Origin of the sequence: Nocardia niwae NBRC 108934 = DSM 45340, assembly GCF_001613465.1 — a bacterium.
Lineage (GTDB): Bacteria > Actinomycetota > Actinomycetes > Mycobacteriales > Mycobacteriaceae > Nocardia > Nocardia niwae.
This window is the reverse complement of record NZ_BDCK01000027.1, coordinates 71,414-89,192: the sequence shown is the minus strand read 5'-3', so window position 1 is coordinate 89,192 and position 17,779 is coordinate 71,414. Positions and strand designations below refer to the sequence as shown.

The 17,779-nt window shown below is 69.0% G+C and carries 15 protein-coding genes; 4 read left to right on the top strand and 11 right to left on the bottom strand.

From position 1 onward, the window contains the following. Positions 1 to 3: 3 nt before the first annotated feature. Both NNI01S_RS19295 and NNI01S_RS19290 read right to left on the bottom strand, forming a co-directional pair. A complete protein-coding gene (locus NNI01S_RS19295; protein ID WP_063021614.1) occupies positions 4 to 1,131 on the bottom strand; it encodes a resuscitation-promoting factor in 1,128 nt (375 codons plus the stop codon). 197 nt (positions 1,132 to 1,328) lie between these two features. Beyond that, positions 1,329 to 2,156, bottom strand: a complete 828-nt coding sequence (locus tag NNI01S_RS19290; protein ID WP_063021500.1) for a TatD family hydrolase — start codon at positions 2,154 to 2,156, stop codon at positions 1,329 to 1,331. Between the two features lie 59 nt (positions 2,157 to 2,215). Here NNI01S_RS19290 and metG point away from each other — a divergent pair, with 59 nt between their 5' ends. Together metG and NNI01S_RS19280 are read left to right on the top strand one after the other, a co-directional pair. Further along, a complete protein-coding gene (metG, locus tag NNI01S_RS19285) occupies positions 2,216 to 3,802 on the top strand; it encodes a methionine--tRNA ligase (protein WP_063021499.1) in 1,587 nt (528 codons plus the stop codon). A 225-nt stretch (positions 3,803 to 4,027) separates the two neighbouring features. Further along, a complete protein-coding gene (locus NNI01S_RS19280) occupies positions 4,028 to 4,696 on the top strand; it encodes a TetR/AcrR family transcriptional regulator (RefSeq protein ID WP_063021613.1) in 669 nt (222 codons plus the stop codon). Between the two features lie 105 nt (positions 4,697 to 4,801). Here NNI01S_RS19280 and NNI01S_RS19275 read toward each other — a convergent pair whose 3' ends face one another. Continuing rightward, the gene (locus NNI01S_RS19275) at positions 4,802 to 5,554 is read right to left on the bottom strand and encodes an isocitrate lyase/PEP mutase family protein (RefSeq protein WP_063021612.1); all 753 of its coding nucleotides are present in this window, start codon (positions 5,552 to 5,554) and stop codon (positions 4,802 to 4,804) included. A 69-nt stretch (positions 5,555 to 5,623) separates the two neighbouring features. Continuing rightward, complete coding sequence (gene rsmI, locus NNI01S_RS19270) at positions 5,624 to 6,463, bottom strand: 16S rRNA (cytidine(1402)-2'-O)-methyltransferase (protein WP_281180656.1); 840 nt, start codon at positions 6,461 to 6,463, stop codon at positions 5,624 to 5,626. Between the two features lie 361 nt (positions 6,464 to 6,824). Here rsmI and NNI01S_RS19265 point away from each other — a divergent pair, with 361 nt between their 5' ends. Continuing rightward, positions 6,825 to 8,450 (top strand): dolichyl-phosphate-mannose--protein mannosyltransferase, encoded by a 1,626-nt coding sequence (locus tag NNI01S_RS19265; protein ID WP_084489013.1) that lies wholly within the window; start codon positions 6,825 to 6,827, stop codon positions 8,448 to 8,450. 2 nt (positions 8,451 to 8,452) lie between these two features. On the opposite strand, the gene NNI01S_RS19260 is transcribed toward NNI01S_RS19265, so the two are convergent. Together NNI01S_RS19260 and arcA are read right to left on the bottom strand one after the other, a co-directional pair. After that, positions 8,453 to 8,812, bottom strand: a complete 360-nt coding sequence (locus tag NNI01S_RS19260) for a GntR family transcriptional regulator (protein ID WP_063021498.1) — start codon at positions 8,810 to 8,812, stop codon at positions 8,453 to 8,455. A gap of 8 nt (positions 8,813 to 8,820) precedes the next feature. Further along, complete coding sequence (gene arcA / locus NNI01S_RS19255) at positions 8,821 to 10,077, bottom strand: arginine deiminase (protein WP_063021497.1); 1,257 nt, start codon at positions 10,075 to 10,077, stop codon at positions 8,821 to 8,823. 135 nt (positions 10,078 to 10,212) lie between these two features. Here arcA and soxR point away from each other — a divergent pair, with 135 nt between their 5' ends. Beyond that, positions 10,213 to 10,701, top strand: a complete 489-nt coding sequence (gene soxR, locus NNI01S_RS19250; protein ID WP_063021496.1) for a redox-sensitive transcriptional activator SoxR — start codon at positions 10,213 to 10,215, stop codon at positions 10,699 to 10,701. Here soxR and NNI01S_RS19245 read toward each other — a convergent pair. From NNI01S_RS19245 to NNI01S_RS19225, 5 genes are all read right to left on the bottom strand, one after another. Then, entirely contained in the window at positions 10,670 to 11,509 is an 840-nt protein-coding gene (locus NNI01S_RS19245; protein WP_063021495.1) for an SDR family oxidoreductase, read from the bottom strand. The two genes, soxR and NNI01S_RS19245, sit on opposite strands and share 32 nt — an antisense overlap. A 105-nt stretch (positions 11,510 to 11,614) precedes the next feature. Then, a complete protein-coding gene (locus NNI01S_RS19240) occupies positions 11,615 to 12,742 on the bottom strand; it encodes a glycosyltransferase (RefSeq protein ID WP_063021609.1) in 1,128 nt (375 codons plus the stop codon). Between the two features lie 93 nt (positions 12,743 to 12,835). Beyond that, entirely contained in the window at positions 12,836 to 14,677 is a 1,842-nt protein-coding gene (locus NNI01S_RS19235) for a putative bifunctional diguanylate cyclase/phosphodiesterase (RefSeq protein WP_281180661.1), read from the bottom strand. Between the two features lie 43 nt (positions 14,678 to 14,720). Then, positions 14,721 to 16,856 carry an Rv1355c family protein gene (locus NNI01S_RS19230; RefSeq protein ID WP_063021493.1) on the bottom strand — a complete coding sequence of 712 codons (2,136 nt, stop codon included), beginning with the start codon at positions 16,854 to 16,856 and terminating at the stop codon, positions 14,721 to 14,723. Beyond that, a complete protein-coding gene (locus NNI01S_RS19225) occupies positions 16,846 to 17,619 on the bottom strand; it encodes a hypothetical protein (RefSeq protein WP_174554438.1) in 774 nt (257 codons plus the stop codon). The genes NNI01S_RS19230 and NNI01S_RS19225 overlap by 11 nt, the downstream gene beginning before the upstream one ends. Positions 17,620 to 17,779 lie beyond the last annotated feature (160 nt).

Below are 17,779 nucleotides of genomic sequence, written 5' to 3'. Positions count from 1 at the left end.
GTGTCAGCTGATGCCGAGCCGGCCGGTGCACGCGGGCCACGCGCCCCAGCCCTGCCGCTGACGGGTGATCTCGGCGATGGCGATCTGCTCTTCCCTGGTGGCCAGATCGGCGCGCGGGGCGTACCGCAGCCCGCCCTGCCGCTCCCAGGTGCCCTGGTCGAACTGCACGCCGCCGTAGTAACCGTTGCCGGTGTTGATCGACCAGTTGCCGGTCGACTCGCAACGGGCCAGCGCGTCCCAGATCGCGCCGTCGCGCACCGGGGGCACCTCGGTGCCCGGCTTGGCGCCCTTGCGGACGGTCTTCGGCTGCGCCGCCACGGTGACGGTCGAAGCGACCGGCTTGCGGTCGACTTCCTGACCGTTGACCATGGTGACCGCGAACGTGACGTTCTGCACGCCGGGAGCGCCGGGGGTCTCCACCACCGTGCGGCTCATGTTCATGGTCGGGTCTTCGATGACGTTCTCCGGCGGATCCAGCGGCAGCGTCTCGGTCTGCTGTTCGACCCGCTTGCGCGTCACGGTGACGCGCAGGCCGTTCGTCAGCGGGGTGGACGCGGCGGGCTCGACGGAGTCCTGCTCGAGCAGCGGAATGCCGGTCACCTCGAGGAACTTGCCGACGGTGGGCGCGGCGGCGCGCACGTCCACCGGATTGCCGATGCCGTCCACCAGCGACACCACGCGCGGGGTCGCGATCATCAGCGTGGCGCCCTGCAGCGGGAGCCGCTCGTCGCGGGCGGGCGAGACGTAGACCTCTTTCGGGATCTTCAGCTGCTCGAGCGCCTCCCCCGCGGTCACCCCGGTGGTCCAGACCTTCTGCGTCATGCCGTCGACCGACAGATCGACCTCACGGCCGCGGTTGAGCGTGATGGTCGCACCGTCGCCGATGTGCGCGGCCAGCGCGGGAGCCACCTTGTCCCGGTCGGTGACGATGAAGCCCGCCGCCTTCAGCACGCCGCGCACGTCCCGCGACATGGTGGTCTGGAAGAGCTTCTCGCCGTCCACGACGACCGTCACCGTCTTGCGATTCATGATCGCGAGACCGGCGCCGACGATCAGCGTCAGCAGCAGCGCGCCGACCGCCAGGTGCAGCAGCGGCGAACGCGACTGGTTGATCCGCGTGAAGGGGGACATGGTCACAGCACGATAACGAGGGGGCCGGGCGCCGACAACAGCAAGCTCCGGAACAGCACCTTTTCAATATCACGATCAAATCTCGACCCCGCAGGTAAATCACAAAACGAAACGCCGAAAGTGACATAGGACACATTTCGCATACACCGATGCATTCCGGGCATCCGTGACGCCGCGCGGTCAGGCGGACGCGCCGCTCAGATCCGATACACGCGGCGTGCGTTGTCGGTGGTGATCTTCGCCAACTCCAGCGGGTCCTGCTCGCGCAACTCGGCCAGCGCCCGGACGGTGTACGGCAGGCAATACGGCTCGTTGGGCGCCCCACGGAACGGGTGCGGGGTCAGATACGGAGCGTCCGTCTCGACCAGGATCTGGTCGTCCGGCACCACCTTGGCCGCCTCCCGCAACTCGTGCGCGTTCTTGAAGCTCACCGTCCCGGAGAAACTCAGGATGTAACCCTCGGCCACGCACGACAGCGCCATGTTCGTGTCCGAGGAGAAGCAGTGGAAGATCACGCGGTCCGGCGCGCCCTCGTCCAGCAGCACGGTCAGCAGGTCGTGATCGGCCTCACGGTTGTGGATCATCAGCGGCTTGCGGACCCGCTTGGCCAGGTCGATGTGCCAGCGGAAACCCTCGATCTGCGTCTCGATGTCGGCACAGCCGTCCAGCTTGCCCGGCCAGTAGTAGTCGAGGCCGGTCTCGCCGACGGCGACCACCCTCGGGTCGTCGGCCAAGCGCTCCAGCTCGGCCTTCGTGTCGTCATCGAGCGCGTTCGCCCTGGTCGGGTGCAGTGCGACGGCGGCGAACACGCGATCGTCCCAGTGCGCGGCCCGCACCGCCCACTGCGCGGCGGCCAGGTCGTCGGCGACGGTGACCACCCGGCCGACACCGACCGAGGCGGCGCGGTCGACGATCGCCGCGGTGAACACCGCGTCGGTCGCGCCGCAGGCGTCCAGATGGGTGTGCGCGTCCACGATCGGCGACAGCGGCTCGGGCAGCTCCGGCGCGGGCCGTGTGGCGCTCATCGGCGATCCCCACGCGGCGCGAACGCATCGATCAGGGGGATATTCACGCGAGCGAAAGAATGCACGCGCATTACAGTAGACACACCATGAGCGAAGCTGACCGCCCCGCCTTCTACATCACCACGGCCATCGCCTATCCGAACGGCGCGCCGCATATCGGGCATGCCTACGAGTACATCTCGGCCGACGCGATCGCCCGCTTCAAGCGCCTCGACGGCTACGACGTGTTCTTCATGACCGGCACCGACGAGCACGGCCAGAAGATGCAGCAGACCGCGGCCGCCGAGGGCATCCCGGTGGACGAGCTCGCGGCGCGCAACTCCGACGTGTTCGAGGCGATGGACAAGACGCTCGACATCTCCTTCGACCGGTTCATCCGAACCACCGACGACGACCACCGGGCCGCCTGCGCCGCCATCTGGGAGCGGATGCTGGCCAACGGCGACATCTACCTGGGTAACTACTCGGGCTGGTACTCGGTGCGGGACGAGGCGTTCTACACCGACGAGGAGACCACGGTGCTGGAGGACGGCACCCGCGTCTCGTCCGAGTCCCGGACGCCGGTCACCTGGACCGAGGAGTCGAACTACTTCTTCCGGCTCTCGGCCTACCAGGACAAGCTGCTGGCGCTCTACGAAGAGCACCCCGATTTCATCGCACCCGCCACCCGGCGCAACGAGATCGTCAGCTACGTCAAGGCCGGGCTGAAGGACCTGTCCATCTCACGCACCACCTTCGACTGGGGCGTACCGGTGCCCGGCCACCCCGACCACGTCATGTACGTGTGGGTGGACGCGCTGACGAACTACATCACCGGCGTCGGCTTCCCCGACACCGAGTCCGCCGCCTTCGGCAAGTTCTGGCCCGCCGACGTGCACATCATCGGCAAGGACATCTCGCGGTTCCACACGGTGTATTGGCCCGCTTTCCTGATGTCGGCCGGTGTGGAGCTGCCCAAACGCGTTTTCGTGCACGGGTTCCTGTACAACAAGGGCGAGAAGATGTCCAAGTCGGTGGGCAACGTGGTCGACCCGCTGGAGCTGGTCGAGAACTACGGCTTGGACGCGGTGCGCTTCTTCCTGCTGCGCGAGATCTCCTACGGCCAGGACGGCAGCTACAGCCACGAGGCCATCGTGAGCCGGATCAACAGCGACCTGGCCAACGAGTTCGGCAATCTGGTGCAGCGCAGCACCAAGCTGCTCGCCCGCGACTGCGGCGGCGTGGTGCCGACGCCCGGTGAGTTCACCGCCGACGACCGCGCCTTGCTGGATCTGGCGGGCGGTCTGCTGGAGCGCTGCCGGGCCGAATTCGACGCACAGCAGATGCATCTGGCGCTGGAGGCGATCTGGCTGACGCTGGGCGAGACGAACCGGTACTTCTCCGCACAGGCGCCGTGGGCGCTGGCGAAGTCCGGCACGCCGGAGGACCTCGCCCGCGAGGCCACCGTGCTGTACGTGACACTGGAAGTACTGCGCATCGTCGCGATCCTGGTGCAGCCGGTCCTGCCGGGATCGGCGGGCCGCATCCTCGACCAGCTGGGCCAGCAGAGCCGGACGTTCGCCGATATCGCGACGCCGATCGAACCGGGGCTGGCGCTGCCCGCGCCGGAACCGGTTTTCCCCAAGTACGTCGAACCGAAGGACTGACCCGGTTCCGGCCCACCTCCTGGCGGGCCGGAATGGCAAGGCGCACAACCCTTTACCCGCATTCCGCAGTGGTCTGCCCACGGGTGGATCCACCTGCCTACCCGGTGTGGAATGCGTTGTCGGATAATGAAACACCGGTTCGCGGCCTGGCGACGCCCCCGGACCGTGTGCGATCGGTACGACAACGTTCCGTTCGGAATCGGTTCCGGCACAGAGAGGGCACCCATGGGCCAGCAGCATGCGACGGCTTCCGTTCAGCGGTCCGGTTTCGCCGAGCGGCATCGGGCGGCACGCGAAGCCGTGCTCACCTCGCAACGCGGCAGGCTGGTCGAGGCGATGGTGGAGTCCGTGGACAACAAGGGCTATCCGGCCACCACGCTCACCGACATCGTCGCCAGGGCCAGGGTCTCGCGCACCACGTTCTACGACCATTTCGCGAACAAAGAGGAGTGCTTCGCCGAAGCGGTGCACACCGGCGTCGACATCATGGCGACCCGCATCGCGGACGAACTCGCCCAATTGCCGCCGGACGCCGACGCCTACGCGAAGATCGAGTCCATCGTGGTCACCTTCTGCCGGACCGTCGCCACCGAACCGGATTTCGCCCGGCTGGTCCTCGTGGAGTCGTTCAAGGTGAACCAGGAGGCCGTCGGCTACCGCGACCTGGCCGTGGACCGTTTCGCCCAGCTGTACCGAGTGTTCTACGACCAGGCTCGCGCGGCGGACCCGACGCTGCCCGAGCTCTCCGATGGACTGATCGCCCTGATCCCGGACGCGATCGGAGAGCGCACGCGGCGGGTCATCGTCTCCGACGGACCCGCGCGCGTGCCGGAGATGGCGCCGCTGTTCGTCCAGTTCGTCATGAGCGCCCTGGGACTACCCGTCCCCTCCTGACGACGCGTTCGCGGGTGCGCTGCGGCCGCCCCGAGTCACCCGCCGGGCTCGGCCACAGCGCGGCGGCCGATAACGCGCATCGGCAAACGGCTTTCGCCGCCGGTCTCACTTCCAGCGGTCGAGCAGCGTGTTGATCTGCTTGGTCAGCGCGCCCTGCAGGAACGGACCGAAGGTGATCCGCGCGACGCCCTGGTCGGCGAGCGCGGCCTTGTCGGCCTGATCGGGGAGAACGGTCGCGCTGATCGGCAGCGGCAGTTCACCGGTCAGGCGGCGCATGTCGGCGTCGGCGTGGCGGCCAACCGGGAACAGCACGTCCGCGCCCGCTTCGGCGGCCAGCTTCAGTCGCTCGATGGCGCGGTCCAGCCGGTCGGCCTCGTCGCCGTCCTGGCGCAGGAGAAGGTCGGTGCGCGCGTTGATCACCAGATGCACGCCCGCCGCGTCGGCGGCCTTGCGCAGGCCGTGCACGAGGTCGGCGTGTTCCTGCGCCGTCCGCAGGCGCTTGCCTTCGCTGTGCACGGTGTCCTCGATGTTCAGTCCGATCGCCCCTGCCTCGAGCAGGCCCTCGACCAGCCGCGCCGGATCCTGCCCGTAGCCCGATTCGATGTCCACCGACACCGGAACGTCCACCGCCGCCGTGATCTGCCGGACCTTGGTCAGCGACTCGTCGAACGTCATCCCCTCGCCATCCGCCCGCCCGATCGAGTCGGCCAGCGGGTGGCTACCGACCGTCAGTGCCGAAAAGCCAGCCGCCACAGCAACTTTCGCGGACCATGCATCCCACACCGTCGGAAACACCCCCGGATCCCCCGGCACGTGCAACCCGAGAAACGTCGTGGCCTTGCTCTCCAGAGAAGTCATACCGATGATCATGCCCGGCGGCGCACCCCGGGTCGACCACCCGCGCGGAGTGAAGCCGCGCGCCCGGGGCTAGGAGCCACGGCGCGCGGTGAGAACCGCGTCGTAGAGCTCGCGGCGGGAGACGGCGTTGGCGGCGGCGACCTCGGCGCAGGCGTCCTTGAGACGCAGGCCGGTGGCGGTCAGCGATTCGACGGCGCCCACCAGGTCCGCGGGGTCGGCGGAGGCGGGCTGGGCGCCCGCGAGTACCACGGTGATCTCGCCGCGCGCCCCCTCGACCGCCCACTCGGCGACTTCGGCCAGGGTGCCGCGGACGACTTCCTCGTAGGTCTTGGTCAACTCCCGGCAGACAGCGGCGCGACGGTCCGGGCCGAGGATCTCGACCGCGTCGGCGAGACAGTCGGCGAGCCGATGCGGCGCCTCGAAGAAGACACAGGCACGCGCTTCCGAAGCCAAAGTGCGTAACCATTCCCGGCGCTGGCCGGATTTACGCGGCGCGAATCCGTCGAAGCAGAACCGTTCCACCGGCACGGCCGACAGCGCCAGCGCCGTGGTCACCGCCGACGGGCCGGGCAGGCAGGTCACCGGCAGGTCCCGCTCGACGCACGCCACCACCATGCGATAGCCGGGATCGCTCACCGACGGCATGCCCGCATCGGTCACCAGCAGCACCGTGCGGCCGTCGGCGATCTCGTCGAGCAGCATCGGGATCCTGGCGGTCTCGACGTGATCGTAGAAACTGACCACCCGGCCGGAGATCTCCACGCCGAGCGCCTTGGCCAGCGCCCTGGTGCGGCGGGTGTCCTCGGCGGCCACCACGTCGGCGGTCGCCAGTCCCTCGCGCAGGCGCTGCGAGGCATCCCCGATGTCGCCCATCGGTGTCGCCGCGAGCACCAGCCTGCCCGTCGTCACTGTCGCTGTCCCGCCTCTCCGGGTATTCCGGCCATACCGGTCGGTTGTCGAAAAATCTTCGTCAGGCCCTGCGTTGAGCGCTGCTCGCGGTCCGGGCGTACGGGCGATGAGTTACCCGAGTACTTACGAGATCGGTTCGTAGCGTATTCCGCTGTCGGCGACGACCACGGGCGGGTGTCCGGTCCTGGCCGGGTTCGTCCCGGCAACTACACCGACGCCACAGCTGATCTCGCACGTACCTGCCCCCCGGTACGCCCGGATCGCGAGCGGAACCCGGCGCAGGACCTGAACGCAACTCGTTCAACCACCCAACGCGTATGGCCTGAATACCCGGAGAGGCGGCACAGCATACGATCGGGGCGTGACCCAGGTGACCGACCAGCGCGCGACCGCACGGTTCGGAACCGTGCCCTCTTGGTCGAGCCCGGGACCGCTGCGGCCGCCATCCGACTGCGGGCCGACCGACCGCCTGCGCGGCTGGCTGGTGACGGCATTCCTCACCGCGATCGCCGCGGTGACGCGCTTCACGATGCTCAACTACCCGACCGATGCGGGCACCCCCGTGTTCGACGAGAAGCACTACGCCCCGCAGGCCTGGCAGATGCTCACCGGCGGCTGGGTGGAGGACAATCCCGGCTACGGACTGATCGTGCACCCCCCGGTGGGCAAGCAGTTCATCGCGATCGGCGAGGCGATGTTCGGCTACAACGGCTGGGGCTGGCGCTTCACCGCCGCACTCGCCGGAACAGTGCTGGTGCTGCTGGTGATCCGGATCGTGCGCCGGCTGGCGCGCTCCACCCTGATCGGCGCGATCGCGGGCATCCTGCTGATCGCCGACGGACTCACCTTCGTCTCCTCACGCATCGGCATGCTGGACATCTTCATGGCGCTGTTCGTGACCGCCGCCTTCGGCTGCCTGATCGTCGACCGCGACGAGACCCGCGCCAGGTTCGCGCGCGCGGACGCGCAGGGCCGGATCGGCGTGACGGACTGGGGACCGCGCCTCGGCGTGCGCTGGTGGCGCTTCGGCGCGGGCGTGCTGCTCGGCCTCGCCTGCGGAACCAAATGGTCCGGCATCTATTTCATCGCCGCGTTCGGCTTGATGAGCGTCTACTTCGACCTCGCGGCGCGGCGGATGTACGGGGTGCGTCGCCCGTGGCTCGGTGTCGCGCTGCGCGATGTCGGGCCCGCGCTCTACGCGCTGGTGCTGGTGCCCCTCGGCGTCTATCTGGCCAGCTATTGGGCCTGGTTCGCGAGCGAGACGGGCGTCTACCGGTACATGCCGGGCAATCCGTCGGCGCCCACCGACCCGATCGGTACCGGCGGATTCTGGTCGCATGTGGCGCCGGGTGCGCTGCGTTCGCTGTGGTACTTCAACGCCAGGTCGCTGGAATTCCACACGGAACTGACCAATTCGGCGGGCAACCATCATCCCTGGGAGTCCAAGCCGTGGACCTGGCCCATGGGCCTGCGGCCGATGCTGTACTACTACGCCGACAGCGGCGTCACCGGTTGCGGCCAGACCCAGTGCGTGAAGGCCGTGATGCTGATCGGGACACCCGCCATCTGGTGGATCGCGTTTCCGGTCCTGGCCTGGATGCTGTGGCGCGCGGTGGTCCGTCGCGACTGGCGCTACGGCGTGGTGCTGGTCGGCTACGGCGCCGCGCTGCTGCCCTGGTTCGCCACGCTCGATCGGCAGATGTACTACTTCTACGCCGTGCCGATGGCCCCGTTCCTGGCGATGGGCGTGGCGCTGGCGCTGGGCGACCTGCTGGGCCCGGCGCGCCCGAGCACCATTCCGCGCAGCCCCGCCGGCACCTACCTGCCCACCCCGCCGAACGAACGACGCAGCCTCGGACTGCTCGCGGTCTGTCTGTACCTCGGCCTGGTGATCGCCAACTTCATCTGGCTGTGGCCGATTCTCACCGCCCTGCCGATCACGCCGGGCAACTGGCACGACCATCTCTGGCTGCCCAGCTGGAGATAGGCTCAACCTTCCAGTGCCGCCTGTACATAACGCAGGGCGGCCGCGTCGTCCAGGCCCAGCCTGCGTACCGTCGCGACGTAGGCGGTGGCCGCGCGGCCTGCCACGTCGCGAGTCGGGTCGCCGGACGAGGCGATGAACGAGCCTTGTCTGCCGCGGGTTTCGACCACGCCGTCGGCCTCCAGTTCGCGGTAGGCGCGTGCCACCGTGTTGGGGGCCAAACCCAGTTGCGCGGCCAGAGCGCGGACGGTCGGGATCTTGGTTCCGGCCGTGAGCTCGCCGGAGCGCACCTGGGCGATGATGCCGAGGCGCAGCTGCTCATAGGGCGGCACAGCGGAATCGTGGGAGACGGTGATGGTGAACATGCCCGCGCTCACAAATCGTCTCGGGACAGCGGGCAGGACAGGCAACGCGGTCCGCCACGGCCGGAACCCAGCTCGGAGCCGGGAATGCGCAGCACCTCGATGCCCGCGTCCTCCAATCTGGCGTTGGTCATCTCGTTGCGCTCGTAGGCGACCACCACGCCGGGAGCGAGGGCGAGGGTGTTGTTGCCGTCGTCCCACTGCTCGCGTTCGGCGGTGACCCCGTCCAGTCCCGTGTCGATCACCCGCAGCTTGCCGATGCCCATCGCCTCGGCGGCCGCGGGCAGGAACGGGTCGGGGCCGCTGATGCCGACCCGGCCGCTGCCCAGCCGTCCGCCGTAGTCGTCCTCCTTGCGGATCGTGAAGGCGCACAGCGATTCGCGCACAGCGGGATACATCACGACAGCATCCGCGTCGACCATGGTGCACACCGTGTCCAGGTGCATGGTCGCGCGGGTCTGCGCGATCGGGACCACGAGCACGGTGTGTGCGAGATCGTCGTCGAACAGGCTGCGCGCCAATGCTTCCGCGCCCGCGGGCGAGGTGCGCTCGCCGACGCCCACCGCGACCACGCCCTCCGACAACAGCAGGACGTCACCCCCTTCGATGGGAGCGGTATGCGATTCGTAGGCGCGGCGCACTCCGAGGAATCGGGGATGGAAGGCGTAGATGAGGTCGGTCAGCGAGGTCTCCCTGCCGCGGGCGGGCAGCGCGAGGGAGGTGATCGCGACGCGCGGACCGACCCAGAACGAGGAGTCCCTGGTGAACAGCAGATTCGGCAGCGGATCGATGACGAAGTCGCCGCCGTGGTGCATGCGGCGGACCAGCGAGGTGGTGTCGGGCCCGAATGGCAGTTCGTCGAAGGTCATCCCGGCCATGAGGATCTCGGCCAGTTCCCTGGCCGGCACGCCGCGCAGGAAGCCCGCCAGTTCGTCGGCCAGCGCGTGGCCGAGCCTGCGCGCGTCCACCGCGGCGGAGATGCCCTGGATGCGGGCGGCGCCGCTGACCGCGATGGTCTCCGCGAGCAGGTCCGACAGCAGCAGCACCTCGGTACCACGGCTGCGCAGCACCTCGGCGAACGCGTCGTGCTCCTGCTGTGCGCGCTCCACCCACGGGATGCCGTCGAACAGCAGCTGATCGTTGTTGCGCGGGGTCAGCCTGCGCAGCTCGTTGCCCGGCCGGTGCAGCAGCACCGTACGCAGCGCGCCGACCTCGGACGTCACGGCCAAACGCGCACCCTCCCGCGCGGACACAGCATCTGCTCCCATGATCGAACCGTAGTGCGCCGCGGCCCGGAGAGCACGGAAATCCCGGCTTCGGATGCCGATCGGCGCGCGATCACCGAATCCGGTCCCGGCACACCCTAACCTAAAGTATTGTTGAGGTGATTGGGAGGAGCGTGCATGTCGACAGCAGCCGATTGGCGGGCGAAGGAGCTGACCCCGGGGCAGCTCTCCGAGCGTAGTGGAGTCGCGGTATCCGCGTTGCACTTCTACGAACGCGAAGGGCTCATCACGAGCAGACGCACCAGCGGGAACCAGCGCAGATATGCCCGCGAGACCTTGCGCCGCGTAGCGTTCATCCGCATCTCCCAGCGTGTCGGCATACCGCTGAGCGAGATCCGGGCCGCCCTGGATCAACTGCCCGAAGGCCGCACCCCCACCCGGCGCGACTGGGAGACCTTGTCCACCACCTGGCGCGCCGACCTGGACGACCGGATCACCCAGCTGATCCGGTTGCGCGACAGCCTCACCGGCTGCATCGGCTGCGGCTGCCTGTCCCTCGGCACCTGCCGCCTGGTGAACGAGCACGACCGGCTCGGCGCCGACGGTCCCGGCGCCCGCGTGCTCGACGTGCAGCTCAATTGCCCGTCGAAGCCAGCAGCCTGCTGAATCGCGCGCTGGTGCGCCGCATCACGATCTCGTAGGGAAGGGCGAATTTGCGCGCCCACCAGTAGCCGAAGCGGATGTCGAAGGAGCTGTAGACCAGGAACGGGTTGCGTTCGATGCCGCGCAGGATCGCCGTGGCCACTCGCTCCGGCGGCACCGCGTGCTCGGCGAAGGCCGCGGTGAGCCGCTTGATCTTCGGGTCCTCTTTGTTCACCCCGGCCAGCTCGACGCTCTGCACCAGGGGCGTGTTCACCGCGCCCGGCGCCACCAGATGCACGGTGATGCCGTGTTGCGCCAAGTCGAACCGCAGCACCTCCGACACGCCGCGAATGCCGTATTTGGCCGCGCTGTAGGCCGCGTGCCAGGGTAGCGCGAGCAGGCCCGCCGCCGACGACACGTTCACCAGCGCGCCGCCCCTGCCCGCGCGCACCATGGGCGGCACGAAGGTCTCGATGACGTGGATCGGCCCCATCAGGTTGACCTCGACCATGCGCCGCCAATGCTTGTGCTCCAGGTTCTCCACGGTCCCCCAGACCGAGGTGCCTGCGATGTTCATGACGACGTCCAGGCTGCCCAGTTCGGCGTGCACGCGGTCGGCGAAGGCGCGCACGACGTCGTAGTCGGTGATGTCCAGCGCTTCCGCCAGGGTGACGCGGCCGCCCGCGGCGCGGATGTCGGTCACCGTGGCGTCCAGGCCCTCGGCGTTGATGTCGGTGAGCACCAGTTCGGCGCCGTTCGCGGCGGCCGCCAGCGCGGTGGCCCGGCCGATGCCGCTCGCCGCACCGGTGATCAGAACCTTCGCCTCGCGCATCGTCGTGCGTCCGCGACCTCTACCCAGCACTGCGCATCCCATCTCGAATCGCCGAATCGGTTCCCCGCAGGGTAGTCCAGCCGTCGGCCGCCGCCGGCGAGGCCGCTAACCACCCAGGACCGCCAGCATGCCCGCGACGGCCCGCGGCCAGGTGAACTGCTCGGCGCGGCTGCGCGCGGCGCTGCGGCGCCCGGCCTGCGGCATGGCCAGCACGTCGCGGACCGCCCGCGCGAACGCGGAGGGGTGGTCGGCGGCCACCGCGCCGCAATCGGCGGTCAGGATGTCGGCCAGCGCGGAGGAGCGGCTGGCCACCACGGGCGTGCCCGCGGCGAGCGCTTCCAGCGCCGCGAGGCCGAAGGTCTCGTGCGGGCCGGGCGCCAGCGAGACGTCCGCGGTGGCGAGCAGTTTGGCGACCATCGCGCGTTCGGAGATGAATCCGGTGAAGTACACGGCGGGCACGCCGCCGGGCAGCGGGGCCAGCGCGCGGGCCCGCCGCTGCAGCGCGTCGCGGCGCGGACCGTCCCCGGCGACCACCAGCCGTGCCTCGATACCCGCCGCACGCAACGCACCGACCGCCTCGATACTGCGATCCACCCGCTTCTCGACCGACAACCGGCCGCAGTGCACCAGCAGCGGATGACCGGGCACGCCGAGATCGGCGCGCAGCCTGCGATCGCGCCGGTGCGGGCTGAACAGGTCGAGGTCCACGCCGAGCGGAACCAGCTCCACGTTCCGCGCGCCGATCCGCAGGAACTCCTCGCGAGCGAACCGGGTGGTGCACACGACCATGTCGTAGTCGGTGGCGGTACGCCGGTTGGCCACGTCGGCGCAGCGCCGGGCCAGCGGACCGGGCAGCACCTGGCCCAGCAGGCGGTCGAGCCGCTCGTGCGAGATCATCACGCCGGTGACGTCGCGCCGCCGCGCCCAACGACCGAAACCGCGCAGCGTCAGCCGGTCGGAGACCTCGAGTACGTCGGGCCGCAGGCCGTCCAGGACGTCGGCCATCCGGCGGGGATCCGCGGCGCGGTAACCGCCGGTCCACGGAATGGCCAACGCGGGCAGCGTGATCCGCGCGACCCCGGTGGGCAGGATCTCCTCCGACCGGCGCGGACCCGGCACGATCAGCACCACCTCGTGTCCGGCGGCGACATACCCCTCGCCCAGATGGTGCAGCGCCGTGCGCAGCCCACCCGAACGCGGGCCGTAGAAGTTCGCAAGCTGAACTATGCGCACGTGGCCGATCGTGCAGCGGATCGGGTTACCCGCGCCCAACGGTGCGTGAACGGCCGTGAAAGAACCGGATAACCGGTGGCTGCGGCCGCGATCTCAGTGCGCGGGCAGCCCGCGCCCGGCCCGGGGCAGATCGAGATCGAGCGGAATCCGGCCCTCGGTGAGGTGCGCCTCGACCTGCTCGGCGGGCATCGGCTTCGCGATCAGGAAGCCTTGCGCGCGGTAGCAACCGAGGCCGACCAGGGTGCGCGCGGCGACCGCCGTCTCCACGCCCTCGCCGACCACACCGAGGCCGAACGAACCGGCCAGGCCGATGATGGATTTCACGATGGCCAGATCGTCGGTGCTCGCGCCGAGCCGCTGCACGAATCCCCGGTCGATCTTCACCGCGTCCACCGGCAGCGCCTTCAGATGCGACAGCGAGCTGTAGCCGGTGCCGAAGTCGTCGATGGCGATCTGCACGCCCATCCGCTTCAGCCCGCGCAACGTCACCTGGGTCCGGGCCAGGTCCTGCACGACGACGTGCTCGGTGATCTCCAGGCACACCGAGCTGCCGTCGATGCCGAACAGGCGCAGGATGTCCTCGATACGTTCGACGAAATCGAGACTGACCAGTTGCACCGGCGACACGTTGATCCGCATCACCACGTTGCCCGCCAGGCCGCGCCTGCGCCATTCGGCGAACTGCGCGCACGCCGACCGGATCACCCAGCGCCCCAGCTCACCGGCCAGGTTGGTGGCCTCGGCGACGGTGACGAACGCGGCGGGCGGCAACAGCCCCCTGGTCGGGTGCAGCCAGCGAACCAGCGCCTCCAACGCGACGATGCGGCCGGTGCGCAGGTCCACCTCGGGCTGGTAGTGCAGCAGCAGCGAGCCGTCGGAGACCGCGCCGCGCAGGTTGAGCTCCACGTCGTCCTGGAGTTCGAATTGCGCGCGCATGGTGTCGGTGAACACCGCGACGCCGTTGCCGCCGCCCGATTTCGCCGACAGCAGGGCGTGATCGGCGCGGCGCAGCACGTCGGCGACGGTGGTCTCGCCCGGGAAGCCGAGCGCCACGCCGACGCTGGCGCCCCGGCTGACCGACTCGCCGCCGACCGTGACGCGCCGGGCGATCAACTGCTGGATCCGGTTCGCCTCGTATTCGGCGGCCACCGCGTCCATCGGCTTCGCGGGCACGATGACGAATTCGTCGCCCCCTAGCCGGGCGATCATGTCGTTCGGATCCAGGTTCTCCCGCAATCGCGTCGACAACGTGCGGATGAAGTTGTCCCCCGCGGTGTGACCGAGGAAATCGTTGAGTGCTTTCAAGCGATCCAAGTCGAGGAAGAAGGCGGCTACCGGACCGGGGCTGCCCGCGCGTAATCGCTCCTCCATGTGTTCGAGCAGCGCGCGCCGGTTCGCCAGGCCGGTCAGGTCGTCGTGCAGCGCGATATATCGGAGCCGTTCCTCCGCGACCACCCGGGCTTGCAGTTGCGCGAACAGCGCAGCGATGGCTTTGAGCACGTTGAGTTCGCGATTGCTCCACTCGCGATCGCCCGACTTGACGAAGCCGAGCACGCCGGTCGGCTCACCCCGCGACATCAGCGGCACGGCAGCCGAGGTCACCCCAACGATGCCGGATCCGCGGCGGACGGTTTCCTGGTAGTCGGCGAACTCCGGGGTCGGGCGGGCGACCATCGGTTCGGTCGCGTTCTCCAAGGCACGGAACACCGGGTCGGCGCCGTCGAAGTAGATCACGCCGAGCGGGTCGGGATCCGGAATGTTCTGCCGGTGTGGCCACTCCGCGACGAGCACGGTTGCCCGTCGTTCGCGGTCGGTGTGCCGCACGTAGCTGAAGTCCACGTCGAAGTACTCGACCAGCTGCGCGAGCACCCGCTCGGTGGCGGCAACCATGGTCGTAGCGTCCACACCCATGAGCTCAGAGGCGACCTGGGTCACCAACGAGTCGAGTGTCCGCCGTGGCACATTGTCTCCGATCGCGCTAACTACTGGTGTCCACACCGAGCACCGGACGCCGCCTGCTGCGTACGGTGGCGGCAGAGGCGTAGCTCAGGCGAAGCACCAACGCCATGGTCTCATGCTCGGGCACTTCCAGCAGGTCCAGGAAACGGCCCTGAAGTGACGCTAGTGTATCCGCGAAGTCGGGGGAAATCGCAGCAAGTTCGCCACGGCGTCGGGCGTAGAGGTATACGGGGGAAATCGGTTGGACACACAATCCGAGGCGTTCGGCCCCCACCCAAACCCGCGCGACCGCGGCGCCCGCCTCCGCGTAGCCGGTCAATCCGGGTCCGGTCGCGTCGAATGTCACCGCCAGAATGGCGGAACCGGACCGCACCCGGTCACCGGTGTATTTCCCCAGCGCCGCGCCGCCCGACCAGGACCGCAACTGCGCCATGACGTCCGCGCGGGTCGTGATCTGAAATGCCGCCCACTCGTCGTCGGTCAGTTCCAGGCTGCGCGCATCGATTCCGGTATCCGGATCGTCGTCCGCCCAGCGCACTTCGGCGAGCATTTCCTCGTATAACCGGGGCGTGAGATATCGGATGCGATCGGAATCGCCCAGCAAACGCGCAGCTTCTTCGATGCCCTGCCGATCCGCGACCGCACGCACATGCGCACCCGAGGATTCGGCGGCCGCCTCGAGCGTGTCGAGGACCCCCTCGGCCAGCCCCGCCCCGGTGCCGACCCTGCGGTTGGTCTCGCGGCGCAAGACGGCGGGATAGTCGGCGGCCAGCTCGGCACTCCGGTCGTTTCCCAGCCGCAGGCGGGCGAGGAGGCGACCGGACCCCGGCGCCCCCTCGATGAACTCGTGCGGCCCGAGCATTCCGTGCGCGGCCGCGGCTACCCGCGCGTTGTACACGGCGGCGCCGAGGGCGACGGCACTGCCGCGATAGCCGATGTCCATCGCCGTGCTGTACTGCGGCGCCAGCTCGATGACGATGCCGTCCGGTTCGGCACGCAGCGACCATGGCTGCATATTTCCCCCGGAGGGCGCCCGTTGCGCGCAGGCCAGGACGTTTTCCACGGGGCTTCCGACAGACTCGGGCGGCGCCTCGGCCCACGCCTGCTCGCTGTTCGGCGGCGGGTCGGCGAGCTCGTCCAGGTGCCGTTCCACATCGATCCGGACGCGCCCGGAGGTCAGCTTCGTCCCCAGGCCGATGCGGCGCACGGCGGCCACCACGCTCGCGGCGCCGAGCGAGACGTCGCCGGCCAGCTGCGGCCAGCTGGTCACCGTCTCGCCGACTTCCACCAGGCTCGCGCCCAGCCGCGGCGACAGCCCCGCGGCGCCGAGCAACTGGACCACGAACGGCGCTTTCTCCCTCGACGTCAGCCCGCGCAGATCCGCCGCGCGGACCTCGCCCAGCAATCCGTGGAACGCCGGGCGCTGCGGTTCGAGATCGAAACGCTCGACGTCCAGCAAACCGCGGTCACTGGTTTCCATCAGAACCGGAATGCGATGACGGGCCGCCGCCTCCCTCAGCACCAGCTTCATATCGAGCGAATCACATTCCTCGACGAGGATCGCGAGGCCGGACAGGAATTCGTCCACCGTATTCTCGTCGATACCGGATTCGAAGATCCGCACCGGCAGATAAGGGTCCAACTCGGCGATACGACGCGCGGTTACCACCGCCTTGTTGACGCCGACGTCGAACAGAGTTCCCGCCACCCGATTGAGGTTCGAGAATTCTATTTCGTCCAGATCGGCCAAGCGCAATTCCCCGCAAACGCCCTCGAGCGCGAGCAGATGCGCGATCGCATTCCCCGCGCTTTGCCCCACGATCCCGATCGCTCCTTCGGCCAGCCGATCCTGTTCGGCTCTGGTCAATTTGTTCCGATTGCGATCCAGCCGAATCAGCCGGAAAGTACGCGGGCCCGGCAATCCGATCACCGCCGCGCGCCACGGGTAGTAGATCCAGCGGTCCGCTTCCGGGCCCTCCGGAATATCCGGTGCGGCAACCATTTTGCCGAGTTCGGCGCGCAACGACGAACGCAGGTCGCGGAATTCGAGGCGAGGGTCGTCACGCAGCGCGGTGAGTGTCCGCGCGTCCTCCGGATCGGCGGGGTCGAGGATCTGCGGCCGGTGGCCGGCCGCACGCGGTCGGTCATCGCCCATGGCGGCGCAGGCCCTCCGTCACCCGGCCGATCCCGCATCGCAGGTCGGACGCACGCGCGGCAGGCAACCCGAGCGCTTCCTGTTCCGCGTGCGTCAGAGTCCGCTGCAATTCCTCGGCGAACGCGGCGTGGCTCCGGGTGTCCCACCACAGCGGCACGGTTCGATAGCGCTCGTCCGGATACGGCACCGCGGGGATGCCCTCGGCTGGAACCGCCCCGCACGCCTCGTGCCTGGACACGGTGAATGAGGCCACCGTCGCGAAGCCGTAGCGTGCGCCGAGCAGGCGCGCGCCGTGCAGCACAGTGCGCGAGATCGCCGCGCCGAGTTGGTCGCGGTTGACCGCGTCGCGCGCGACCCACGCTCCCTTGGCCTCGATCACGCCTTGCGGTATCCGCTCGGCAATCATCCGCCGCAAGTCCTCGGCGCCCGGATGACCGGTCCATTCGACCAGTGCGTGCGCCTGCCGCGCCTCGCGGTAGGGACCCTGCATCCGCACCCCCGCGACCACCTCGCCGCCGGCGTCGAGCGCGGCGAAGAACAACGACGTCGATCCGCCGTCGGCGACCGCGTCGTATTCCAGTGCCTGTTCCACCCCGAAGCGCCGATAGACCGCACGCGCTCCGTTCAGATACCGGCGCCAGAGTTCCGGCTGCGCATCCGGTTCGGAGACAAAGAACGCACACTCGGATTGCGCGTCGTAATACCGCCGCACTCCCCGCCCACGGGAGTTACTCGGCACGACTGCAATCAGATCCACAGTCATGTTTTCCTACTCCATCGCCGCGCTGCCCTGCGCGATAGTCCAGCCCGATGCAGCCCCCCACGGCGCCGAGCCGAGACGAAGTTGCCCAGGGCAGTATCCGTCATCGGACAGAAATTCACCAGCCGTCCGGCTAATCTTCCGAAAACTCTGCGGTACACAC